The sequence below is a fragment of the Luteibacter sp. HAY1-4A genome (assembly GCF_056755355.1).
In genome coordinates, this window is sequence record NZ_JBNDHZ010000001.1 from 110488 (window position 1) to 129565 (window position 19078).

Sequence of the window (19078 nt, forward strand, 5' to 3'; positions counted from 1 at the left end):
CCATCCTACTAGTAGGTCTACACACTGGACAGAGTGACTGATGGCATGGCCTGGGGACCCCTAACCCCGTTGTGCAGGCCGCTGCGGCAAAACGAGAACGCCTACGACGATCGCACCCAACAGCACAGCCGAGGCTGCAAAGCGTCCGAGTGCCAGCCCACCGTCATCGACCGGCTTGTCGAGGAAATCGCCGAGTACCGCGCCAAGAGGGCGCGTGAGAATGAAGGCCATCCAGAACAACAGCGTGCGGGAGACGCGTGTCCAGGCATACGCGGCGGCGACGAGTGCGAGAAGCACGCCAAAGATTGCCGTGCCACCGAGGTATCCAAGGCCGGCGCTGTCTGCCGTCCAATCGCCGAGCGCGGTGCCCAGCGTCTGCGAGAACATGATTGTTACCCAGTAAAAGGCTTCGCTGGCAGGCGAAGCGACCGAGTGCACCGCCACCGTTCCCAGTACGCGATGCCATGTCCACAGCGACGCGCACAACAGCGCGAACAGTATTGCCGTACCGCCGGCGTAGCCGATACCCAACGAGCGATCGGCGAAGTCGGCCAACGTGGTGCCGACCGTCGTGGTGGCGATGATGGTCGCCCAGTACAACAGTGGGTGGAACGCCTTCGCCCGTATCTGTACGGCCACGGCTATCGCGAAAGCGAGCGCGAAGATGCCGGTACTCAAGAGGTAACCGAGGTGTAACGACATCGAAACAGCGTCGCCGCCGGTTTCGCCGAGCGTGGTCGCGGCGATCTTGATGATCCAGAAGGAAAAGGTCACCTCCGGTACCTTGCTGACGACGTCGTTGCGGTGCATGTGCTTCGCCTTGTGGACGTGCCGACGCTAAGACGGTCGGCTTAGCTTCGCCTTAGCGGGAAACCGCGCAAACATGCGGAAAGGGGCAAGAAAGATCGCGGGACTAGCGTCCACAGCCACTTGAACCGACTTCGACTTCTCGATGAGCCTGCGCGACTGGACCATCCTCTGCGACTTCGACGGCACGATTTCCGTGGAAGACGTGATCGACTCCCTGCTGGACCGATACGGCCGCCCGGGCTGGGAAGCGCTCGAGCGTGACTGGCGTGCGGGACTTATCGGCTCCCGCGCCTGCATGGGCGGGCAGGTGGCACTGCTCGACATGAGCGCGGAGGAGCTCGACGCGGAACTCGCCGACGTGCGAATCGACCATGCGTTCCCCGCTTTCGTAGCCAAGGCGCGCGAGCTTGCCATGCCTGTGCACATCGTGAGCGACGGCCTGGACTATGCGATCCATCGCATCCTGGGGCGGCACGGCCTGGACGACCTGCCCGTGTCGGCGAACCATCTGGCACCCGGCCATCCGCCACAGCGCTGGAGCTTCAGCTCGCCCTTCCAGGTCGAGGGTTGCGGCAGCGGAACCTGCAAGTGCGCCTGCGTCGAGCGCAGCCGCGCCGCCGACGGCCGCAAGACGCTGCTCATCGGCGACGGTGCATCCGACTTCTGCGCGGCCGACCGCGTCGACTTCGTCTTCGCGAAGCATCGGCTGATCGAACACTGCCGCGCCGCGGGCATTCCTTATGTGCCCATCACCGGCTTCGAGGATGCACTGGCCCTCCTGCCCGCATTGCTCGACGGAACGCTGGAAGAACACCAGACGCTACCTGCCACCCAAGACAGCCTTGCCTGATCCCGGAACCCTCATGAACGTATTCGACAAACGCGCCTCCGCGGCGATCGACGACGCACAGCTGCTCATGGACGAAGCCCAGTACAGCTCGTTCGGCGATACCGTGCACTACGTGGACCCGCCGAAGATCTTCCGCCGCTGCGAAGGCAGCTGGATGTACGACACCGCGGACGTGCCCTTCCTCGACCTGCAGATGTGGTACTCGGCGGTCAACTTCGGTTACGGCAACCAGCGGCTGAACGATACGCTCAAGCGCCAGATCGACGTGCTGCCGCAGGTGGCCAGCCAGTACCTCCACGAGGGGCGCATCCAGCTCGCGAAGACCATCGCGCAGGATGTGGAGCAGAAGTTCGGGCGCAAGGGCCGCGTGCACTTCAACGTGGGCGGTGCGCAGGCGATCGAGGATTCACTGAAGATCGTGCGCAATGCGTGCAACGGCAAGAGCCTGATGTTCGCCTTCGAAGGCGGCTACCACGGCCGGACGCTGGGTGCCTCGTCCATCACCTCCAGCTATCGCTACCGTCGCCGCTTCGGCCATTTCGGCGAACGCGCGATGTTCATTCCCTTCCCTTACCCGTTTCGCCGACCGAAGGGCATGACCGCCGAAGAGTATTCGGACGATTGCGTGCGCCAGTTCGCGCGCCTGTTCGAAACCGAATACAACGGCGTGTGGGATCCAAAAGTGAGCCAGGCGGAATACGCCGCGTTCTACGTCGAGCCCATCCAGGGCACCGGCGGCTACGTGATTCCGCCGATGAATTTCTTCCGCGACCTGAAGAAGGTGCTCGACCAGTACGGCATCCTCATGGTGGTCGATGAGATCCAGATGGGTTTCTGGCGCACCGGCAAGCTGTGGTCGATCGAACATTTCGACGTCACGCCCGACGTGCTGGTGTTCGGCAAGGCGCTGACCAACGGCCTCAATCCGCTGTCCGGCCTGTGGGCCCGCGAAGAGCTGATCAATCCCGTCGTGTTCCCGCCGGGCTCCACGCATTCCACGTTCAACTCGAACCCGCTCGGCACGGCCGTGGGCCTCGAGGTCATCCGCATGGGCTACGAGCTGGACTACGAGACCAGCGTTCCGGCGAAGGGCGCGCACTTCCTCGACGGCCTGCGCGACCTGCAGAAGCGCCACAAGGAAATCGGCGACGTCGACGGTCTCGGTCTGGCCCTCCGGGCCGAAATCTGCACCGACGACGGTTTCACGCCAAACAAGGCGCTGCTCGATCGCATGGTAGACATCGGCCTGGCAGGCGACCTGGAGCACAACGGCAAGAAGATCGGCCTCGTGCTCGACGTGGGCGGTTGGTACAAGAACGTGATCACGCTGGCACCGTCGCTCGACATCACGCACGAAGAGATCGACCTGGCGATCGCCCTGCTCGACCAGTTGCTGACGCGCGCGAAACGCGGCTGAACCTGAAGGGGTCCACCGGAGGATGCACCATGAACGTCCTGCCTCATACCGACGATGTCGGTGAACAGATCGTTGCCATTGTCGCCCAACAGACCAAGGTGGACCCCGCGTCGCTCGTTCCGGAAGCCACGCTCAAGGATCTCGGCGTCACGTCCCTCGACGCCATCGAACTGATCTTCGAGCTCGAGGAACGCTTCGACATCCAGTTTCCCGACGAACGCGCGAACTTCGAGTCCGATACCGTCGGGCACCTCATCGAGGCCGTGCGCACCGCCCTCGCCGCCAAGCCGGACGGCAGGGACGCCGCTGCGTGAACGCGTCCGGCCGCGGCGTCTTGATCACCGGCATGGGTGCGGTCAGCCCGTTCGGTGAAGGCGCCAACGTCCTTTGGCGGAACCTGCGCGAAGGCCTCAGCGCCATCCGGCCGCTCCGGCACGAGTACGCCAGCCAGCTGAGGGTACGGATCGCGGCGCAGGTGCCGGAGGACTTCAATCCCGCCGCGCACTTCGACGAGCGCAAGATGCCCCTGCTGGACCGCACCTCGCAATTCGCCCTGGTCGCAGCGCGCGAGGCCGTTGCCCAGGCAGGCATCGCATTCGACACGAACGGACTCGCGGCGCGGACGGCTGTCGTCATCGGCACCGGCGCCGGCGGCGAGACGTCGCACAACGAGCAGGCCAGACGGCTGTACGCGGAGAATGCGACAAGGCTGCACCCGCTCACCATCGTGCGCCTGATGGCCAACGCGCCCGCCAGCCATATCAGTATCGAGCACGGTTTGCGCGGCCCCGCGTTCGGCGTAGCCAGTGCCTGCGCTTCGTCGAACCACGCGATCGCGCAGGCGGCGTTGCTCATCCGCGCGGGGCTCGCCGACGTGGCGATCGCCGGGGGCACCGAAGCCTGCTTCACCTACGCAGCCCTGCGCGCATGGGAGGCCATGCGTGTGCTCGCCGACGATACATGCCGCCCGTTCAGCGCCAATCGGCGCGGACTGGTGCTCGGTGAAGGCGCGGGCGTCTTCGTGCTCGAATCCGCGGGACACGCGAGGGCCAGGGGTGCCGTGCCGCTGGCGGAACTTGCCGGGATGGGCATGAGCGCCGATGCGGGCGACATCGTCGCACCGACCTCTTCCGGGGCGGCCGCGGCCATCGTCCAGGCGCTGGCGGATGCGCAACTGGCACCCGGGGACATCGACTACATCAATGCCCACGGCACCGGCACGCTGGCGAATGACATCAGCGAAACGCAGGCCATCCACCATGTGTTCGGGCCTCATGCGGGCCGCCTCGCCGTATCGTCCACCAAGTCCATGCACGGCCACGCGCTGGGCGCATCCGGGGCGCTGGAGCTGGTGGCCGTGCTCGGCGCCATGGCCGAGAACGTCGTGCCTCCCACTGCCAACCTCGATCGGCCCGATCCTGCGTGCGACCTCGATTACGTACCCCACACGGCCAGGGAAATGCCGGTGCGGGCCGCCCTCAGCCACTCGTTCGCATTCGGCGGACTGAATGCCGTACTCGCACTGAAACGCGCCTGAGCCACACTGCCATGCCCTTCTGCACCGCGCTCGAACCCGTTTCCCTCGTCGAGCATTTCCTGGCTCATCCGCCCGAGGGTTTCACCGCCGCACGCTCCCCGTCCGGCGTACCTACCTTCCACACGCGCTTCGACGTACTGACCACCGCCGACGAGGCATTGCGCCGACGGGTGACGTCGCTGCCGCTGTATCGCTGGTGGGGCCGGCTGCTTCGCTGGCGCGCGCGCTTCGTCGGCTGCACCGTCACCGAATATGCGCCGGTGCCCGTGCATCCGGCGCCGGACAGGCTGGTCGCCGAACTACTGGAAGCACACGGACAAGAGTGCCCGCTGCTCATCGTCAAGGACCTGGCGATCGAATCGCCCCTGCTGACCGCCTCGGCGAATGCGAAGTCCGGCGCGTTTGCCGAGGCTCTGGCTGCGCGAGGCTTCGTCGTCCTGGAAGGCATGCCATTGGCCTGGGTGCCGATCGACTTCGCCTCCGTCGACGACTACATCGCGCGCCTGTCGTCGAGCCGGCGCAAGGACCTGCGGCGCAAGTTGCGTGCACGCGAGCGCGTGCAGGTCGATGCCGTGCCGACGGGCGCGGCGTATTTCGGCGACGACAGCGTGATCGATGCGTGTTACGCGCTCTACCGCAACGTGTATGCGCAGAGCGAGACCCATTTCGACCTCCTGAGCAAGGCCTTCTTCACCGCCCTGCTCAGGGACAAGGACAGCGGCGGCATCGTCTTCATGTACCGCGGCGCCGACGAATTGATCGGCTGGAACCTCTGCTACGAATACGCCGGCATGCTGATCGACAAGTACATCGGCTTCGCCTACCCGCAGGCACGCGAATACAATCTGTACGCCGTCAGCTGGGTGCACAACCTGGAATACGCACGTCAGCGCGGTCTCACCCACTACGTGGCCGGCTGGACCGACCCGGAAGTGAAGGTGCGCCTGGGTGCGCGTCTCAGTTACACACGGCACGCCGTGTACCTGCGCAATCCCTTGCTGCGGATGCTCCTGCGCCGGTTCGCCAGGCACTTTGAGGGCGAGCCTGTCGCCAGCGGACGCGTAGGTGTCTGCGCATGATGCGTCCTACCGTTCTCGACATCGACCGGTCGGTCATTCCTCCCGCGGAAAGCCTCGTGGTGCCGTTGGACCACTGGCAGGAGGCCCTGCGCTTCGGCTGCACGCTGCGGACACTCGCGCGCTTCGACGATGTGCTGGCGAACCTTCCACTGCGCGGCCCCGTCCTTCTCGGCAGCGGCGACTTCCACCACCTCAGCTGGCCCTTGATCGCCCGTGTGCCGGGCGACGAGAGATTCCAGGTGGTCGTGCTCGACAATCATCCGGACAACATGCGTTATCCGTTCGGCGTGCACTGCGGCTCATGGGTGCGGCGGGTCGCCATGTTGCCAAGGGTGAGCCATGTGCACGTGGTGGGCATCGGGTCCGGTGACATCGGCGCGAGCCATGCCTGGGAAAACTATCGCGCGCCGCTGCGCGAAGGGCGGCTGAGTTACTGGAGCGTCGGCGTCGACGTCTCATGGGCGGCCCGTGCGGGCCTTGCCCATGCGTTCCATGGATTCGGCGACGTGGCGGCTTTGGTCGAGGCGTTCTGTGCCTACCAGAGGGATGAGTCGCTGCCGGCCTACCTGTCCATCGACAAGGATGTGTTCGCGGAAGACGTGGCCCGAACCAACTGGGACCAGGGCATGTTCCGGCTCGACGATGCCCTGGCCATCATCGGCAGCCTGCGTGGCGGGCTCGTGGGCAGCGATATCACCGGCGAGGTGTCCCACTATCGCTATCGCAGCTGGTGGAAACGCTGGCTTTCCGCGAGGGACGCGCAGCCGGCAGTAGACGAGCGGGACTTGGCCGGATGGCAGGCGCAGCAACACGTGCTCAACGGGCGCTTGCTGGCGGCTATCGCGGAGCGGGCTGCAAACTGAACACCTCGCCCGCCTTCTGGATCCTCTCTATCGCCTGGACCACGCGCTCGAAGGTCGCATCGTCCAGCCACGGGCTGTTGCTCAGCGTGAGCGCGCTTTGTGCGAAGTCGCGCGCATGGGGTGTCGGAACGTTAGGCACGCGGTCGGCGAGATAGGTGTAGTCGGTCAAGGCATGCACGAACAACTGGCTGACCCCGACGCCGGCACACCAGAGATCGTCCAGCACCGCATCGCGGCATGCCGCGTCGGCAAAGCGCAGCAGCAGGAACGGCCAGCTTCCTTCGCTGTCCTCGCGCGGCACGATCACCTCAAGGCCGGCAACCTGCCGCAGACGATCGACGCGCCGCGCGGCCCGCGCGCGGCGATCGGCGAGGAAGGCGGGCCAGCGAACCGCCGCACGCGCACCCACGCCCTGCCGCCACCGGCCCACCCGATGCATGGGGATGCGTGCGGGAAAGTCGTCGCCCACGGCGGCAACGGGGTCGCCTTGCCGCAGTCGGCGGCGCAATGGCAGGCCGTACGCAACGGTCAAGCCAACCGGCCGGTAAAGCGCTGCGAGACCGAGCAATTCGAGGCTGCGCCGCCGTTCCCATCCGCCATCGTGCGGCACCATCGCGTCGTGCGTGCGCCGCAGGGCGTCGCGCAGTGCCGCGTCGCGCGATACCAGCAATCCGCCTTCGTAGATCGACAGGCCCTTGCCCGCCGCGAGACTGAAGAAGCCGATATCGCCACGCAGTCCAACGCTACGGCCCTGGTCCAGCGCGCCCAGCGCCTGCGCGGCATCCTCGATCACCCATGCACCCACCTCTCGTGCGATACGGTTCGCCGTGTCCACATCGGCTACCAAGCCGGCGACGTGGGTTGGCACCACGGCGAGTGTGTCGTCGCCGCACAAGCTCGACAGCGCCGTTTCGTCCATGTCGAAGTGGCCCTCGCGCGTGTCGCACACCCGCAAGCGCAACCCGAGCGCATGCACGGCAATCGCCACGAGCGGACAGGTGTAGGCCGGCACCACCACCTCCTGGCGCTGTGGGGCGCGCTCGGAAAGCGTGCGCAATGCCACCATGAACGCGACGGTGCCGGAGCATGTAAGTAGCACGGGCGGCGTATCGAGTTGCGAGGCCAGCGTCTCGGCCAGCGCGGCGCGGCCTGGCAATAAGTCCGCGATACGCAGCGGCAAACCGGCCGTGGGCGGAATCTCGCGGAAGACGTGGCGGCGCACGGTGCTTACCCGGCCGGGCCGGGCGCGACCGCGAGCGTTTCGCGTTCGGCGGCGCCGAGGCAGAGGATGCCGGCCACGATCGTGACCGCCCCGAGCACGCGCGGCAAGGTCAGCGGCTCGTGCAGCAACCACGCGGAAAGTAGCGTCACGCTCACCACTTCCAGATGCGAAGCAGCGAAGGCCGGGCCGATGGGTGCGTGCCTCAGCAACGTCATCCACGTGAAGAATGCGCCGACGTAGCCTGCCACGGCTCCGTAGACCCACGGCTGCGCGAATACGCGCGCCACCCAGGCGGCGTCCGCGGTCACGGGCAATGCGTGGCTGCCGGCCAGCTTGAACGACAGCTGCGCCAGCGTGTCGAAGGCCATCAGGAGAAGGAAGCCGACGATATAGAAGCGTTTCATCCGCCGGCTCCCACGATCGCCACGCCGAGACTCACCAGCCCGATACCCAGCACGCGCAGCCCGGTGAGCTTCTCGCCGAACAACCAGCGGCCGGCGAGCATGATCGCCACGATGTTGATGGAACCCAGCAGCACGCCATCGGAAAGCGGGACCAACGACAGGAATGCGATCCACACGAGGAATTCGATGCCGTAGCAGCCGATGCCCAGCCATAGCCATGGACGCATGGCCATGCCGCGCCAGTGCGCGAAGCCGTCGGCTTCCTCCGGTCCACTCGCCGCGGCCTTGAAGGCGAGCTGCCCCACCGTGTCGAACACCACGTTGGCGATCCACAACCCGAGCGTCAGCGGCGCCATCGTCGTCAGCCCGCCAGCGCGGAGAGCGTCTGCCCGGGAGCTATCGTGTCGAAGAAGCGTGCGGAGCGATCGATCAGGGTGCGGCGCTGCTTGTCGATGGTAATCATGTGGTAGCTGTCATCGAGCAACAAGAGTTCGACCGGTGCCTTTACCTCGCGCATCACCAGTTCGGCGTTGCGCACACTGGCTATGTCGTCGTTGCTGGCGTGCGCCACCAGGCAGGGCGAGGTCACGTCCCGCAATTGGCGGCGCACCTGTGCCGACAACAGGTAGAGGTCGGCCAACGAGTGCCAGGGATTGCCGAGCAACCCGGCCATGGTGCTGTCGCCGCTGCGCATCGCCGCACTCACCTGCTCGCGAAGGCGCTCGTCGCGAAGGCCGTAAGGCGGTTGTTCGAGGAACGCCCGGTCGCGTCCGATGCCCAGGCGCTTGAAGAGCGGCAGCAGGAACGAGAGGTGTGCCGTCCAGGGTATGCTCCATCCGTCGTAGCGGAAGGTGGCGCCATAGACGCCCACGCCGGCGATCCGCTCCGGGCGGTCGGCGGCGAGCTTCAGCGCGAGCAACGCGCCCATCGAAAGACCGCCGACGAAGAGCGTGTCGACCTTCGTCAGCATCGCATCGGCCGCCCGCTCCACGCTGGCATACCAGTCGCGCCAGCCGGTGGCGAGCAGGTCGTCGACATCGCCACAGTGGCCTGCCAGCTGCATGCCATGCACGGTGAAACCGGCCTTGTTCAGGCCCTTGCCGAGCATCCGCATTTCCGTCGGCGTGCCGGTCAAGCCATGGATCAGCAGGACACCCCTGCTGTCGCCTTCGAGGAAGAATTCGGCTTGGCGGATCACGCGACTACCCCGGATTGGAGGAAAACAAGCCTCGCATGCAGCCGTTTCATTCGGCTTTCGCAGGAATACGCGAATCGCCCGCGCCAAACCGGACCATGACGCGCTCGCCCACGCGCGCGGCTTGGCCACCATCCAGCGCCAGCACGCACTCGACCGAGCGGCTGTTGGCACGCGCCTGGGGGTCGTCTTCGAGGGAAGAAGGCCCCACCACCGTGCCGACGCGAAGCACGCGGGCCGCCCATGGCTTTGCATCGGGCGAGGCGTCCGAGGTCACGAGTGCTGTCATCCCGGGGTGCACCGCGTCGGCATAGCCTTCGCTCAGCTCGGCGCGCACGATCCGGGGAGTTCGTGGCAACAGCACGAACAGCGCGCCGCCCTGCGGCGAAACGCTGGCACCCGGCTGGGCGGCCACGTGCAGCACGTCTGCGTCGATCGGTGCCCGCAGCGTACGGCGCGCCAGTTCGAAGTGTGCGCCGGCGAGCTTCTGCTCGGCGCCTGCCACCTCCGCCCGCATGGCCACCTGTTGCGCGGCAAGTTCGGTCGACAGGTCACGCGCCTCGTCGGCGCTGTGACCGTCGCCGGCCCCGGCGCGTTCCGCCACGGCAAGGCGTTTCGCGCGCTCCTTGGCGGTGGCGAGCTTGTCGCCGAGCAGCGCCAGCTGTGCCTTTGCCTGGTCCAGCTCTGCGTGTGCCGCCGCGACGGCGAGCGTGCCCGGCTCGGGATCGAGCGACGCAAGCGCCTGGCCTTTCCGCACGTGATCGCCTTCGTGCACGTTCACCTCGGCGAGCGTGCCCTCACGCGGCATCCCGAGGTTAAGCAAGCCGCCTTCGACGTCGACGCGACCGCGAGCGACCGCCGCATACGACGGCGCAGGCGCGGGCGCTGCCATCGCCGCGTCATCATGCCGGCTGCACCCGCCAAGCAGCACTGCCGTGAGTGCGAGCAGGATCGCGTGTCGAACGATGGAAGGCATCATGGAACGTTCCCGTATTGGGGGGCGAACGGAGGGAGATCGCGCCGGTCGCTGAGGATCCGGCCGTCCTCCATCGACAACACGCGGTCGGCGTGGCCGATCAGGCGCGGGTCGTGGCTGACGCAGAGCACGGTGGTGCCGTGCACTCGCGCGATACGATGCAGCATGTCGATGACGACCTGCCCGCTGGCGGCGTCGAGCGCACTCGTCGGTTCGTCGGCGAACAGCAGTTGCGGTTCCTTCGACAGGGCGCGTGCGATCGCCACGCGCTGCTTCTCGCCCCCGGAAAGCTCCGCGGGCTTCAGCGTCATGCGATGCGCAAGCCCCACCTCTTCGAGCGACCGCGCCGCGCGCTCGCGCGCAACGCGCTTGGGAATGCCGAGATAGTGCAACGGCAACTCCACCTGTTCGCGGGCCGTCAGCGCGGGAAAGAGGTTGAAGCCCTGGAAGACGAAGCCCGTATGCAGCAGCCTGAAGCGCTCCAGGGCCCGCGGATCCATATCGTCCAGCCGGTGGTCCAGCGCGAACACGCATCCTGTGTCCACCTTCTGCAACCCGCTGAGGGTGGCGAGCAAGGTGCTCTTGCCGCAACCGGAAGGGCCGGAGATCAGTGTCAGCTCGCTTGCGCGGATCGACAACGACAGCCCGTGCAGGATCGTCGTGCGCACCTTGCCCGACGTGAACGCCTTGCCGACGTCCTCGGCGCGCAACGTAACGCGGGCGGTGGCGGTGCCTGCGCTCATCGCAGCAGGCTCGCGGGGTCGGCGTGGCGCAGGCTGCGAATCGCCGCGAGCCCGGAAACGGTGGTCAGGCCCATCGTCAGGGCCGCGCACGCGAGCGCCACCGGAACATCCAGCACCACCGGCACGTCCTGTCCGCGCGCGAGGGCGAGCAAGGCAGCGCCGAGCACGCCGGCGCCCAGCAACCCCAGCACGCCCACCCACGATGCCTGCTCCAGCACCACCCAACGCAGTGAGCGCATGCCCACGCCCAATGCGTTGAGCGTCGCGTACACCCGCACCGAGCCGGCCACGGCCGCCACGAGCGTTTGGCTGGTGATGACCGCACCCACCATGAACACCACGCCGGCGAGGAACAGCACACCGGCACCCGCGCCGGTGTCCAGCATCCAGTAGAGCACCGATCGTCGCGCGAACGCGGCAGCCGTCCATACCTCGTAGCGGTCGAACGCGCGGTCGCCACCGAGGCGCCGCGCCACCGCGTCGGCCTGGGCAGGATCGCGCAGTCCGGCAACGAGGTACGTCGGCCGGCCGCCATCGGCGGGATCGGTGTCGAGCACGCGCGCGGTCTCGAGCGAGGCGACGACATTGACGCCACCGAGCGCGCGCAAGCCGCTGCTCACGCCGACCACGCGCACCCGGTGCCCGTTGATGGAGGCGATGTCTCCCACGGCGACGCCGAGTTTGTCGATATCGGCCTTGTCCACGATCACCGCGTCGGGTTCCTCCAGCCGCATCCGCAAGGAGGACGGCAACGCATGCGCGAACATGAGCCCCGTGGGGCGCGGATCGATGCCCGAAACGAAGACGGACTCGCCGCCCGTCCCGGTACGGCCCCGCCAGTCGGCGTCGAGCCAGATGAAGGGTTCGACGCGCACAACCGCGGGATCCATGAGCAGACGGCCTTCCAGGTTCGGATCGATGGAGCGGCCGAGGCTCACGCTCTGCGTGCCGGGATAGCCGAGCCAGAGATCTGCCGCCGAGCCCGTGATGTACACGCTCGCGCTACTGAAGATGCCCAGCACCAGCGCCGCCTGCAGCAACTGCAGCAGCCCTGCGAAACCCACCGCCAGGATGGCCGGCAGGAAACGGCGCCATTCGTGCACGAGCGTCTTGCGGGCAAGGGCGACCATCAGTCCTGGTCTCCCGCCGGCGCCGCGTCGCTTGCCGGGGGGAGCGGCGCGCCGCCAAGGGCCTTGAACAGCGACACGAACGCGAGATCGCGCCGCGCTCGGGCCTGCACGAGCGCCAATGCCGCCTCGTCGTGCGCGACGGTGCTTTCGATCCGATCCTCGGGCCCCGCGAGCCGCAGCGCGACGCGTCGAGCCACCATCGAATCGGCGCGCTCGAGCGACGCCGCCGCGGCTCCGCACTGCTGCTCGTACTCGCCTTGCCGCTGCAGGCGCCCGAGTGCCGTTTCCACATCGGCCACGCCTTCCAGCACCGATTGCCGGTACGCCAGCACGCTCGCCCGCAGCTCATGCCGCTTCGCATCCTCCTGCGCCGCGCGCATGCCCCAGTCGAACAAGGGAATGTCGATCAGCGGACCGATCGATGCGACGGGATTGTCCCCGGCGTTGCGGTGCGATTGGAGACTGGCCGACCAGGTCAGCGAACCCCCGATGGCGAGGCTGGGGAAACGATCGGCGTGCGCGATGCCAGCGGCACCGGCGGCGCGCAGCACGTCGGCCTCGGCATGCCGGATTTCCGGCCGCGAACGAAGCAGGTCGGCGGGCGTGGCAGGCAGGCTCCAGGCCCCTAGTGTGGGGAGCGGAGCCGTATCCGTAGCCGTCCAGGCAGGATCCGGCTCGGGGGATCCAAGCAGCACGGCCAGCCGCTGCGCACTCGCATCCACCGTATCGCGCGGCTCGACCGTGGCGGCTTCCGCCTGCGCCAGCGCCGCATCGGCCCGCTGCACGCTCTCCGCACCCGCAAGGCGCAGGCGCTCACGCACCTTCAATAGATCGGCTTGCCGTTGCCGTGCATCGCGCACCTGTTGCAGCCACTGCAGTTGTTGTTGCGCGGCGCGCAGCTCGACCCAGTTGCGCACCACCTCGGCTACCAGGGTGACTTTCGCATTCTGGAGATCGGCGGCTGCCGCATCGAGGTCGCCCTGCGCCGCGCGGCGAACGGCCGTACCTCGGCCGAACACGTCCAGTTCCCAGGTGGCGTCGAAGCCGGCGACGAAGTACGACGCACCGGCGTCGGGGGCATCCACGTCCTCGGTCTTCGCATGCAGTTGCGGCAGGAACGTGGAACCGGCCTGGCCGTGCAGCGCACGGGCCGCGCGCACGCGCTCCGCCGCCTGCGCGACGTCGAGGTTATGCGCCAGCGCCCGGTCCACCAGGGCGTCCAGCGATGGATCGCCGAAAGTGCGCCACCAGCCTCGCAGGTCGGTCGGGGCGACCGCCGCTGCATCGGCAACGGCGTGCCGCCACTCGCCGGGGACGGGCGCGTGCAGATCGGGCAATGGCTGGCTGGCGCAACCGGCCAAGCCGGTTCCGGCCAGCAGGGCGAAGACCAGGTATCTGCCCATCGGGTTGAGTGCCGCCATCGAACGTGGGTCGATCGATTGTGGCGGCCCTACCTTTCAGGATGGTTCCGGCGCTGCCACAGGTAGATGGGCAACCCCGCCAGCAGCAACACCGCTCCCCAGAGCAGCGTCTCGACACCCGTGCCGATGAGCGCCCACAGGCTGAAGGCGAGCGCGCCGGCCGCGACCCATCGGCGCCATGGTCGCGCGGTGGTATCGATCCGCCACCATGCGAGTACCGTCACGAGGTAAGGAACCAAGGTCGCGGCCGTCGACAGGAGGATGGTGAACGTGAACAGCGCCACCAGCGTGCGGCTGTAGTTGGAAGCGATCAACGCGCTGGCGAGCACGCTGCTGATCGCCAGGCCGACCCATGGGGTGCCGCGCTTGTCCAATCGAGCGAACACGGCTGGGAAGAGGCCGTCCTGCGCGGCGGCAAGCGTGGTCTGCGCTTGCAGCAATACCCACCCGTTTAGCGCGCCGAAACACGAAACGGTCGCGACGACGCCGATCGCCACCCCGGCAGCAGGGCCCCACACGCGACTGGCCGCGTCGGCCATGGGTGCGGCCGACGAGCGCAGCACGTCGGCGGGAAGCATCCCGATAACCACGGTGCATGCGAGCATCGTGGCGAGCCCCGCGATCGTCACGCCCACCAGGGTGGCGCGCGGCACGGTGCGCTGCGGATCCTTCACCACGCCGGTGGGTACCGTCGCCGTCTCGAGACCCAGGAACGCCCAAAGCGTCAACGCGGCAACAGACGACGCCACGCTCATCAGCGGCAGCTCGCTCGGATTGAACGGCCGGAAGGCACTCGCGTGCACCCAACCCAGGCCCAGCAGGCCGAACACCACGAGTGGGACCAGTTTCAACAGCGTAAGCACGATGGCGGTGCGGCCGGCTTCGCGTACGCCGGTCAGGTTGATGGCGGTGCAGATCCACAACGCGCCCAGGGCGCACACGGCACTACGGAACGGTGTGAGCGTGGCCTCCGGCCATACGGAACCCAGGCCGCCCGCGAACGCCACGGCGATGGCCGCGTTGGCGGACCACACGCAGACCCAGTAGCTCCACGCCACGACGAAGCCGATGCGGTCGCCGAATGCCGCGTGCGCATAGGCATAGGCGCCGCCGTGGTTGGGAATCAGTTCGGCCAGCCGCGCATACACCAGTGCGAGCATCAGGGCACCGCCCAGGCTGATACCCCATCCGATCAGGCTCGCCGCGCCGTAAGGTGCCAAGGCTGCCGGCAGGACGAACACGCCCGAACCGATGATGTTGCCGATCACCAATGCGATCAGCATCCACAGGCCGAGCGACCGTTGGGTGTCGCTCATGCGCTCGCGGCAGCGTCGCGATAGGCACGGCGCACCATCTCATGGAAATGGTGCACGGCATTCTCACGCAATGGATTCAGGCGGCCCGCCTCGTACGAACCGGAGGCGAGCCCTCGCTGCACGTCTTCGCAGATGGTGACGTCCTCGTCCTGTACCTCGTCGCTGAACGCGACATCGCGCTCCCGGCGCGATTCCGCTTCCGCGCTGTCGTCCGGGGCGTAGTAGAAGTCGAACACTACGCGGCAGCGATCCACGCCCATGGGCAGCGCACGGTTGGTCTGCAAGCGCCCGGGCAGGATATTCAGCATCGCGTTCGGGTACAGGAAGTAGTACAGCGCCTCGCCGCTGCCGTACAGTTCGTCGCCGCTCTCCAGCGGACTGAACTGGAACGAATACCACTCGGCGGTCTCCGTCACGTAGCTGCGATAGTCGAGGAGACTGTTGAGCCCCGGATGGATGTGCGGCACGTGGTAACCCTCCAGGTAGTTGTCCACGTAGACCTTCCAGTTGCAGGCGACGTCGTAGGTGACGCGATGATGGAAGCGGTAACCGTCCAGCGCACGCGCCTCGCCGAGTCGTGCATCGATGCCCGCCACGAACGACTCGAACGGCGGCGCCTCGCCGATGGCGACGAAGACGAGCCCTTGCCACACGTGCACACGCACCTCGGGAAGGCGGATGTCCGCGGGGTGGAAGTCGGGTGCACGGCCCATCTCGGGCGCACCGCGCAGCACACCGTCCAAGCCGTAGGTCCAGCCGTGGTAACGGCAGCGAAGCTGCGTGGCACCCTGGCCGTCACAGCTGGCGATGGGCCCGGCACGATGCCTGCACACGTTGTGGAAAGCGCGAATGCTGGATGCGTCGCTGCGAACGATCAGCAGGGGCAGCCCCGAAATCTCGGTGACCACGTGGTCGCCGACACCCGTCAACTGCGAGTGGTGACACACCAGCTGCCAACTCCGCGCGAAGATGGCCGGGCCATCGATGCCGGGCATGCGCGCATCGGTGTAGAAGCGCGCGGGCAAGGTCAGCGCATGATCGAGTGCCTGCGGGGCAAGCGCATCCGGGGAAAGCAACTCGGTCATCATGACGGCCGGCAGCGGCGATGGCCGAGTATTCATCGAACCGCACCGCAACATCAACGGAAAGTTCGGGTGTCTAGCGAGAGCGCTCGAAGTAGTTCGTGCGCATCACGATGTCCCCCTTTTCGCCGGGATGGACGTTGGTTTCGACGAGCCCATGGTTGTCCGGCGTGACGGTGTAGATGCGCGTGGAAACCAGCACACCCTGTTTTTGCAGCGCCATGACCAGGACACCGGGAGTGGGACGCCGCAGCGTCACGTGGTCGGCTTCGGGGCTGTTTTCTACGACGGCAGCCGAACCGTCGACCGACGCCAGCGACGTGGAATGGACCTCCGAGCCCGGCGAGTAGACGATGTCCACGTGTATCGACAAGTTTCCGCCGCCGGCATCGGCGAACGCGAACCGTACGCTCTTGGGACGCTGGTCCGGCGGCAGGGGCATGCGCGAAGTGTCGAGCGACCAGGTGCCGAGCAAGGACGGCTCTGGAGCCTTCGCCGACTCGGTACGGCTTGCCGCCGAGCCGGCTACCAGCGCAACAGCGAAGACCAGCCACGTTGCCTTGGACATACGCTTCATAATCCCCCCTTTCCCACGGTGGCGGTCGCGCCGGCCAGGTTTACGCCGCCCAGAGTAGCAAATGAAACCCGAAGACCTGCAAAGCCTCGTTACCACTCCTATGCCCTACGGAAAGTACAAGGGGCGTCTCATCGCCGACCTGCCGGGCGCCTACCTCGCCTGGTATGCACGCAAGGGCTTTCCGCCCGGCCGTCTCGGCAACCTGCTCGCGCTGGCGCTGGAACTCGACCATAACGGGCTGAAACGGCTGCTCGATCCGTTGCGCCAGAAGTAGCAAGCGCACGCCGCCTCCATCACTGGTTCGGCATGGATTGCCCTGGAAATCAGCATTCGACCGATACGCCCGGCACGGCCGGGCAGCGACGCTGACGGCGGGCGGATGGCGTCGCGGCGGCCAGCCATCGTCCGGACGATCCCGTCCTGAATGGCCACGCGAATGACATCGAGGAAGTCCTCATGAAGAGCACCATCAACGTCCTTCTCGCGTGCCTGCTCGCCTTGTCCGGCACCGCCTTTGCAAAGAATGGCGACCCGGTCCCGGGAACCTATCTCATGGCGCGCAGTGGCGAAGCCAATACCGACAAGAATTACAAGGACGAAGACCAGGACATCAACGGCAAGCTGGAGAACGTCTCGGCACTGTGCAAGGAGCTGAAGGCGAAGAACCTGGACGCCGACAGCGTGAAGAAGTTCGTCAAGAGCGACAAGACGCGGAAGTGGGGAGACGGCCCGACATGGTGGATCGCGCGTGTTTCGACGGCCACCGGCCTTGGCGGAAAGGTGATCGAAGATGCCCAGCCGAGCAATCCGAACCATTGTCTCATCAGCGGCCTGACCGTGTCGCAGCTCAAGGGCATCTGGTACGAATCACCTGAGCCCTGATAGCTGATCCGTCCGAACCGGCGCGCCCGGCCTGCCAAGCCAGCGAAGGGCCCGGCGCACCCATACGCCCGCGAGGTTCGGGTTCCACGTGAGCGTAGCCACGCTTTCCGCCGGGATGGTGTACCGGAATCGCGTCTGGCCTTGCGCGACGGTGACGGTGCGCGCCTTCTTCCTGATATTCACCATGACCAGGACGATCGAATCGTCCGTCGCGTTCTGGAACGCGACGTTGGCGATGCCCATGTCGGCGTCGGTATCGGTGGACCGCACCCTGACCGCGCCCGGCAACACGAACCTGCTGAAGTGGGCCAGCGCGTAGTACTCGTCGGTGCGGGTCACGTCGCCCGTCACCGAATCGATGGTGATCACCCCGTTGCACAGTGTGCATCCGCCGAAATGCGGACCGTGGTTCTCGTCGAGGGCGAGGTTCCAGTAGATCACTCCGCGTGCCCACTGCCGGATGCCGGTCACCAGCAGGTTGCGCGCGGACCAGAGCAGTTCGCCGTTCATGTTCAACGACCAGTCGCCACCCGAGCATTCGGTGATGTAGGCGTCCTTGTCGGGATGTTCGCGGTGCACGCGGCCCTGCGCGTGCTGGCTGCCTTCGTAGCAGTGCCACGCCACGCCGTCGACGTAGCGCGCCGCGGCAGGATCGCCTAGCACGGCCAACGGCTGCTCAGGATGGCTCCAGTTGTGGTCCCAGTCGAGGATGCGCGTGCGCGGTGTACGGTTGGCGAGCCTGGGGCCAAGGTAGTTCGCGATGATGCGCGCCCGCGTTTTCGCACCCATCAGCATGCCGGGATAGCTGATCGGCGAATACGCCGGCTCGTTCTGCAACGTCAGCGCGAAGATGGGAATGCCGTGGCTTCGATAAGTGTCCAGGTACTTGATCAGGTAGTCGGCGAACGCGCTCTCGTGTTCCTCCAGCAATTCGCCGCCGATCAGGTTCTGGCTGTCCTTCATCCAGGCCGGCGCGCTCCACGGCGAGGCGACGATGAGGAGGCCTGGATTCACGGCAAGCGCGTCGCGCACCGTCGGGATCAGGTCGTGCAGGTTGGCCGCCACGTTGAAGTAGTGCAGCTCCGTGTCCGATTCGCCGAACGGTATGTCGTCCAGGGTGTAGAGGTTCAACGAGAAGTCCGACGCCCCGATGGTCAGGCGCATCATGTTGAAATTGAGGTTGGGCGGCGGCCCGTACAGTTCCCGCAGAAGGGCCTGGCGCCGCGGCTCGTCGAGCCTGTTCCGGATCAGCCATGCCGAGGCATCGGTCATCGCCGCGCCGAAACCGGTCATGGACTGGTACCTGGCGTCGATGTCGATGGCGATGTCGGCGGGTGCGTCGCCGCGCGCGGCCATCGCCAGCGGCGGCTGCGGCGCCAGCTTCAGCTTGTGGTCCGCGGTGCTGAGCCAGACCTCGACGATCGGCATGATGGGCCTGGCCTCGGGCGCTTTCGTGTCGGCCAGCTTCGCCTGCTCGTACCGCGGCGCACTGAGTACCGCCACGGTCAGCAGTGAGATCAGGGCAACGAAAACGGCGGCGACCCGGCCGGACCCCGGCCCTCGCTCATCCATGG

The 19078-nt window shown here is 66.8% G+C and carries 21 protein-coding genes; 8 read left to right on the plus strand and 13 right to left on the minus strand.

Annotated features, from left to right (window positions below; all coding sequences use genetic code 11):
- Window positions 1-60: 60 nt before the first annotated feature.
- Complete coding sequence (locus ACPYOD_RS00550; protein WP_481299768.1) at window positions 61-810, minus strand: COG4705 family protein; 750 nt, start codon at window positions 808-810, stop codon at window positions 61-63.
- Between the two features lie 142 nt (window positions 811-952).
- On the opposite strand from ACPYOD_RS00550, the gene ACPYOD_RS00555 reads away from it, so the two are divergent.
- Genes ACPYOD_RS00555 through ACPYOD_RS00580 form a run of 6 tightly spaced genes read left to right on the plus strand, consistent with a single transcriptional unit; the run spans window position 953 to window position 6556 of the window.
- Window positions 953-1660, plus strand: a complete 708-nt coding sequence (locus ACPYOD_RS00555) for an MtnX-like HAD-IB family phosphatase (RefSeq protein WP_481299769.1) — start codon at window positions 953-955, stop codon at window positions 1658-1660.
- A 13-nt stretch (window positions 1661-1673) separates the two neighbouring features.
- Window positions 1674-3077 carry an aspartate aminotransferase family protein gene (locus ACPYOD_RS00560; protein ID WP_481299770.1) on the plus strand — a complete coding sequence of 468 codons (1404 nt, stop codon included), beginning with the start codon at window positions 1674-1676 and terminating at the stop codon, window positions 3075-3077.
- A gap of 29 nt (window positions 3078-3106) precedes the next feature.
- A complete protein-coding gene (locus ACPYOD_RS00565) occupies window positions 3107-3391 on the plus strand; it encodes an acyl carrier protein (RefSeq protein ID WP_481299771.1) in 285 nt (94 codons plus the stop codon).
- On the plus strand, window positions 3388-4614 hold the full coding sequence (locus ACPYOD_RS00570) for a beta-ketoacyl-[acyl-carrier-protein] synthase family protein (protein WP_481299772.1): 1227 nt from the start codon (window positions 3388-3390) through the stop codon (window positions 4612-4614). The genes ACPYOD_RS00565 and ACPYOD_RS00570 overlap by 4 nt, the downstream gene beginning before the upstream one ends.
- 11 nt (window positions 4615-4625) lie before the next feature.
- On the plus strand, window positions 4626-5693 hold the full coding sequence (locus ACPYOD_RS00575) for a GNAT family N-acetyltransferase (protein WP_481299773.1): 1068 nt from the start codon (window positions 4626-4628) through the stop codon (window positions 5691-5693).
- Entirely contained in the window at window positions 5690-6556 is an 867-nt protein-coding gene (locus ACPYOD_RS00580; protein ID WP_481299774.1) for an arginase family protein, read from the plus strand. The genes ACPYOD_RS00575 and ACPYOD_RS00580 overlap by 4 nt, the downstream gene beginning before the upstream one ends.
- Here the strand turns inward: ACPYOD_RS00580 and ACPYOD_RS00585 are convergent.
- From ACPYOD_RS00585 to ACPYOD_RS00635, 11 genes are read right to left on the minus strand one after another with little or no spacing between them, the layout of a single operon-like run.
- Window positions 6531-7778 carry a DegT/DnrJ/EryC1/StrS family aminotransferase gene (locus tag ACPYOD_RS00585; RefSeq protein ID WP_481299775.1) on the minus strand — a complete coding sequence of 416 codons (1248 nt, stop codon included), beginning with the start codon at window positions 7776-7778 and terminating at the stop codon, window positions 6531-6533. The two genes, ACPYOD_RS00580 and ACPYOD_RS00585, sit on opposite strands and share 26 nt — an antisense overlap.
- Before the next feature lie 5 nt (window positions 7779-7783).
- Window positions 7784-8182, minus strand: a complete 399-nt coding sequence (locus tag ACPYOD_RS00590; RefSeq protein WP_481299776.1) for a DMT family transporter — start codon at window positions 8180-8182, stop codon at window positions 7784-7786.
- Window positions 8179-8538, minus strand: coding sequence for an EamA family transporter (locus tag ACPYOD_RS00595; protein WP_481299777.1), 360 nt, complete (start codon window positions 8536-8538; stop codon window positions 8179-8181). Before ACPYOD_RS00595 ends, ACPYOD_RS00590 begins: the two co-directional genes overlap by 4 nt.
- Before the next feature lie 5 nt (window positions 8539-8543).
- Window positions 8544-9380, minus strand: a complete 837-nt coding sequence (locus ACPYOD_RS00600) for an alpha/beta hydrolase (protein ID WP_481299778.1) — start codon at window positions 9378-9380, stop codon at window positions 8544-8546.
- A 46-nt stretch (window positions 9381-9426) separates the two neighbouring features.
- Complete coding sequence (locus ACPYOD_RS00605; protein ID WP_481299779.1) at window positions 9427-10356, minus strand: efflux RND transporter periplasmic adaptor subunit; 930 nt, start codon at window positions 10354-10356, stop codon at window positions 9427-9429.
- A complete protein-coding gene (locus ACPYOD_RS00610) occupies window positions 10353-11096 on the minus strand; it encodes an ABC transporter ATP-binding protein (protein ID WP_481299780.1) in 744 nt (247 codons plus the stop codon). The genes ACPYOD_RS00605 and ACPYOD_RS00610 overlap by 4 nt, the downstream gene beginning before the upstream one ends.
- Entirely contained in the window at window positions 11093-12226 is a 1134-nt protein-coding gene (locus ACPYOD_RS00615) for an FtsX-like permease family protein (RefSeq protein WP_481299781.1), read from the minus strand. Before ACPYOD_RS00615 ends, ACPYOD_RS00610 begins: the two co-directional genes overlap by 4 nt.
- Window positions 12226-13647, minus strand: coding sequence for an efflux transporter outer membrane subunit (locus tag ACPYOD_RS00620; RefSeq protein ID WP_481299782.1), 1422 nt, complete (start codon window positions 13645-13647; stop codon window positions 12226-12228). Before ACPYOD_RS00620 ends, ACPYOD_RS00615 begins: the two co-directional genes overlap by 1 nt.
- A gap of 29 nt (window positions 13648-13676) precedes the next feature.
- A complete protein-coding gene (locus tag ACPYOD_RS00625; RefSeq protein WP_481299783.1) occupies window positions 13677-14963 on the minus strand; it encodes an amino acid permease in 1287 nt (428 codons plus the stop codon).
- Window positions 14960-16084 (minus strand): aromatic ring-hydroxylating oxygenase subunit alpha, encoded by a 1125-nt coding sequence (locus ACPYOD_RS00630; RefSeq protein ID WP_481299784.1) that lies wholly within the window; start codon window positions 16082-16084, stop codon window positions 14960-14962. The genes ACPYOD_RS00625 and ACPYOD_RS00630 overlap by 4 nt, the downstream gene beginning before the upstream one ends.
- Window positions 16085-16121: 37 nt before the next feature.
- A complete protein-coding gene (locus ACPYOD_RS00635) occupies window positions 16122-16622 on the minus strand; it encodes a hypothetical protein (protein ID WP_481299785.1) in 501 nt (166 codons plus the stop codon).
- A gap of 61 nt (window positions 16623-16683) precedes the next feature.
- Here ACPYOD_RS00635 and ACPYOD_RS00640 point away from each other — a divergent pair, with 61 nt between their 5' ends.
- Window positions 16684-16896: a DUF3820 family protein gene (locus ACPYOD_RS00640; protein WP_481299786.1), complete on the plus strand. Its 213-nt coding sequence runs from the start codon at window positions 16684-16686 to the stop codon at window positions 16894-16896.
- A 182-nt stretch (window positions 16897-17078) separates the two neighbouring features.
- The gene (locus ACPYOD_RS00645) at window positions 17079-17504 is read left to right on the plus strand and encodes a hypothetical protein (protein WP_481299787.1); all 426 of its coding nucleotides are present in this window, start codon (window positions 17079-17081) and stop codon (window positions 17502-17504) included.
- On the opposite strand, the gene ACPYOD_RS00650 is transcribed toward ACPYOD_RS00645, so the two are convergent.
- Window positions 17490-19076 (minus strand): glycoside hydrolase family 30 protein, encoded by a 1587-nt coding sequence (locus ACPYOD_RS00650; protein ID WP_481299788.1) that lies wholly within the window; start codon window positions 19074-19076, stop codon window positions 17490-17492. The genes ACPYOD_RS00645 and ACPYOD_RS00650 overlap by 15 nt on opposite strands.
- Window positions 19077-19078 lie beyond the last annotated feature (2 nt).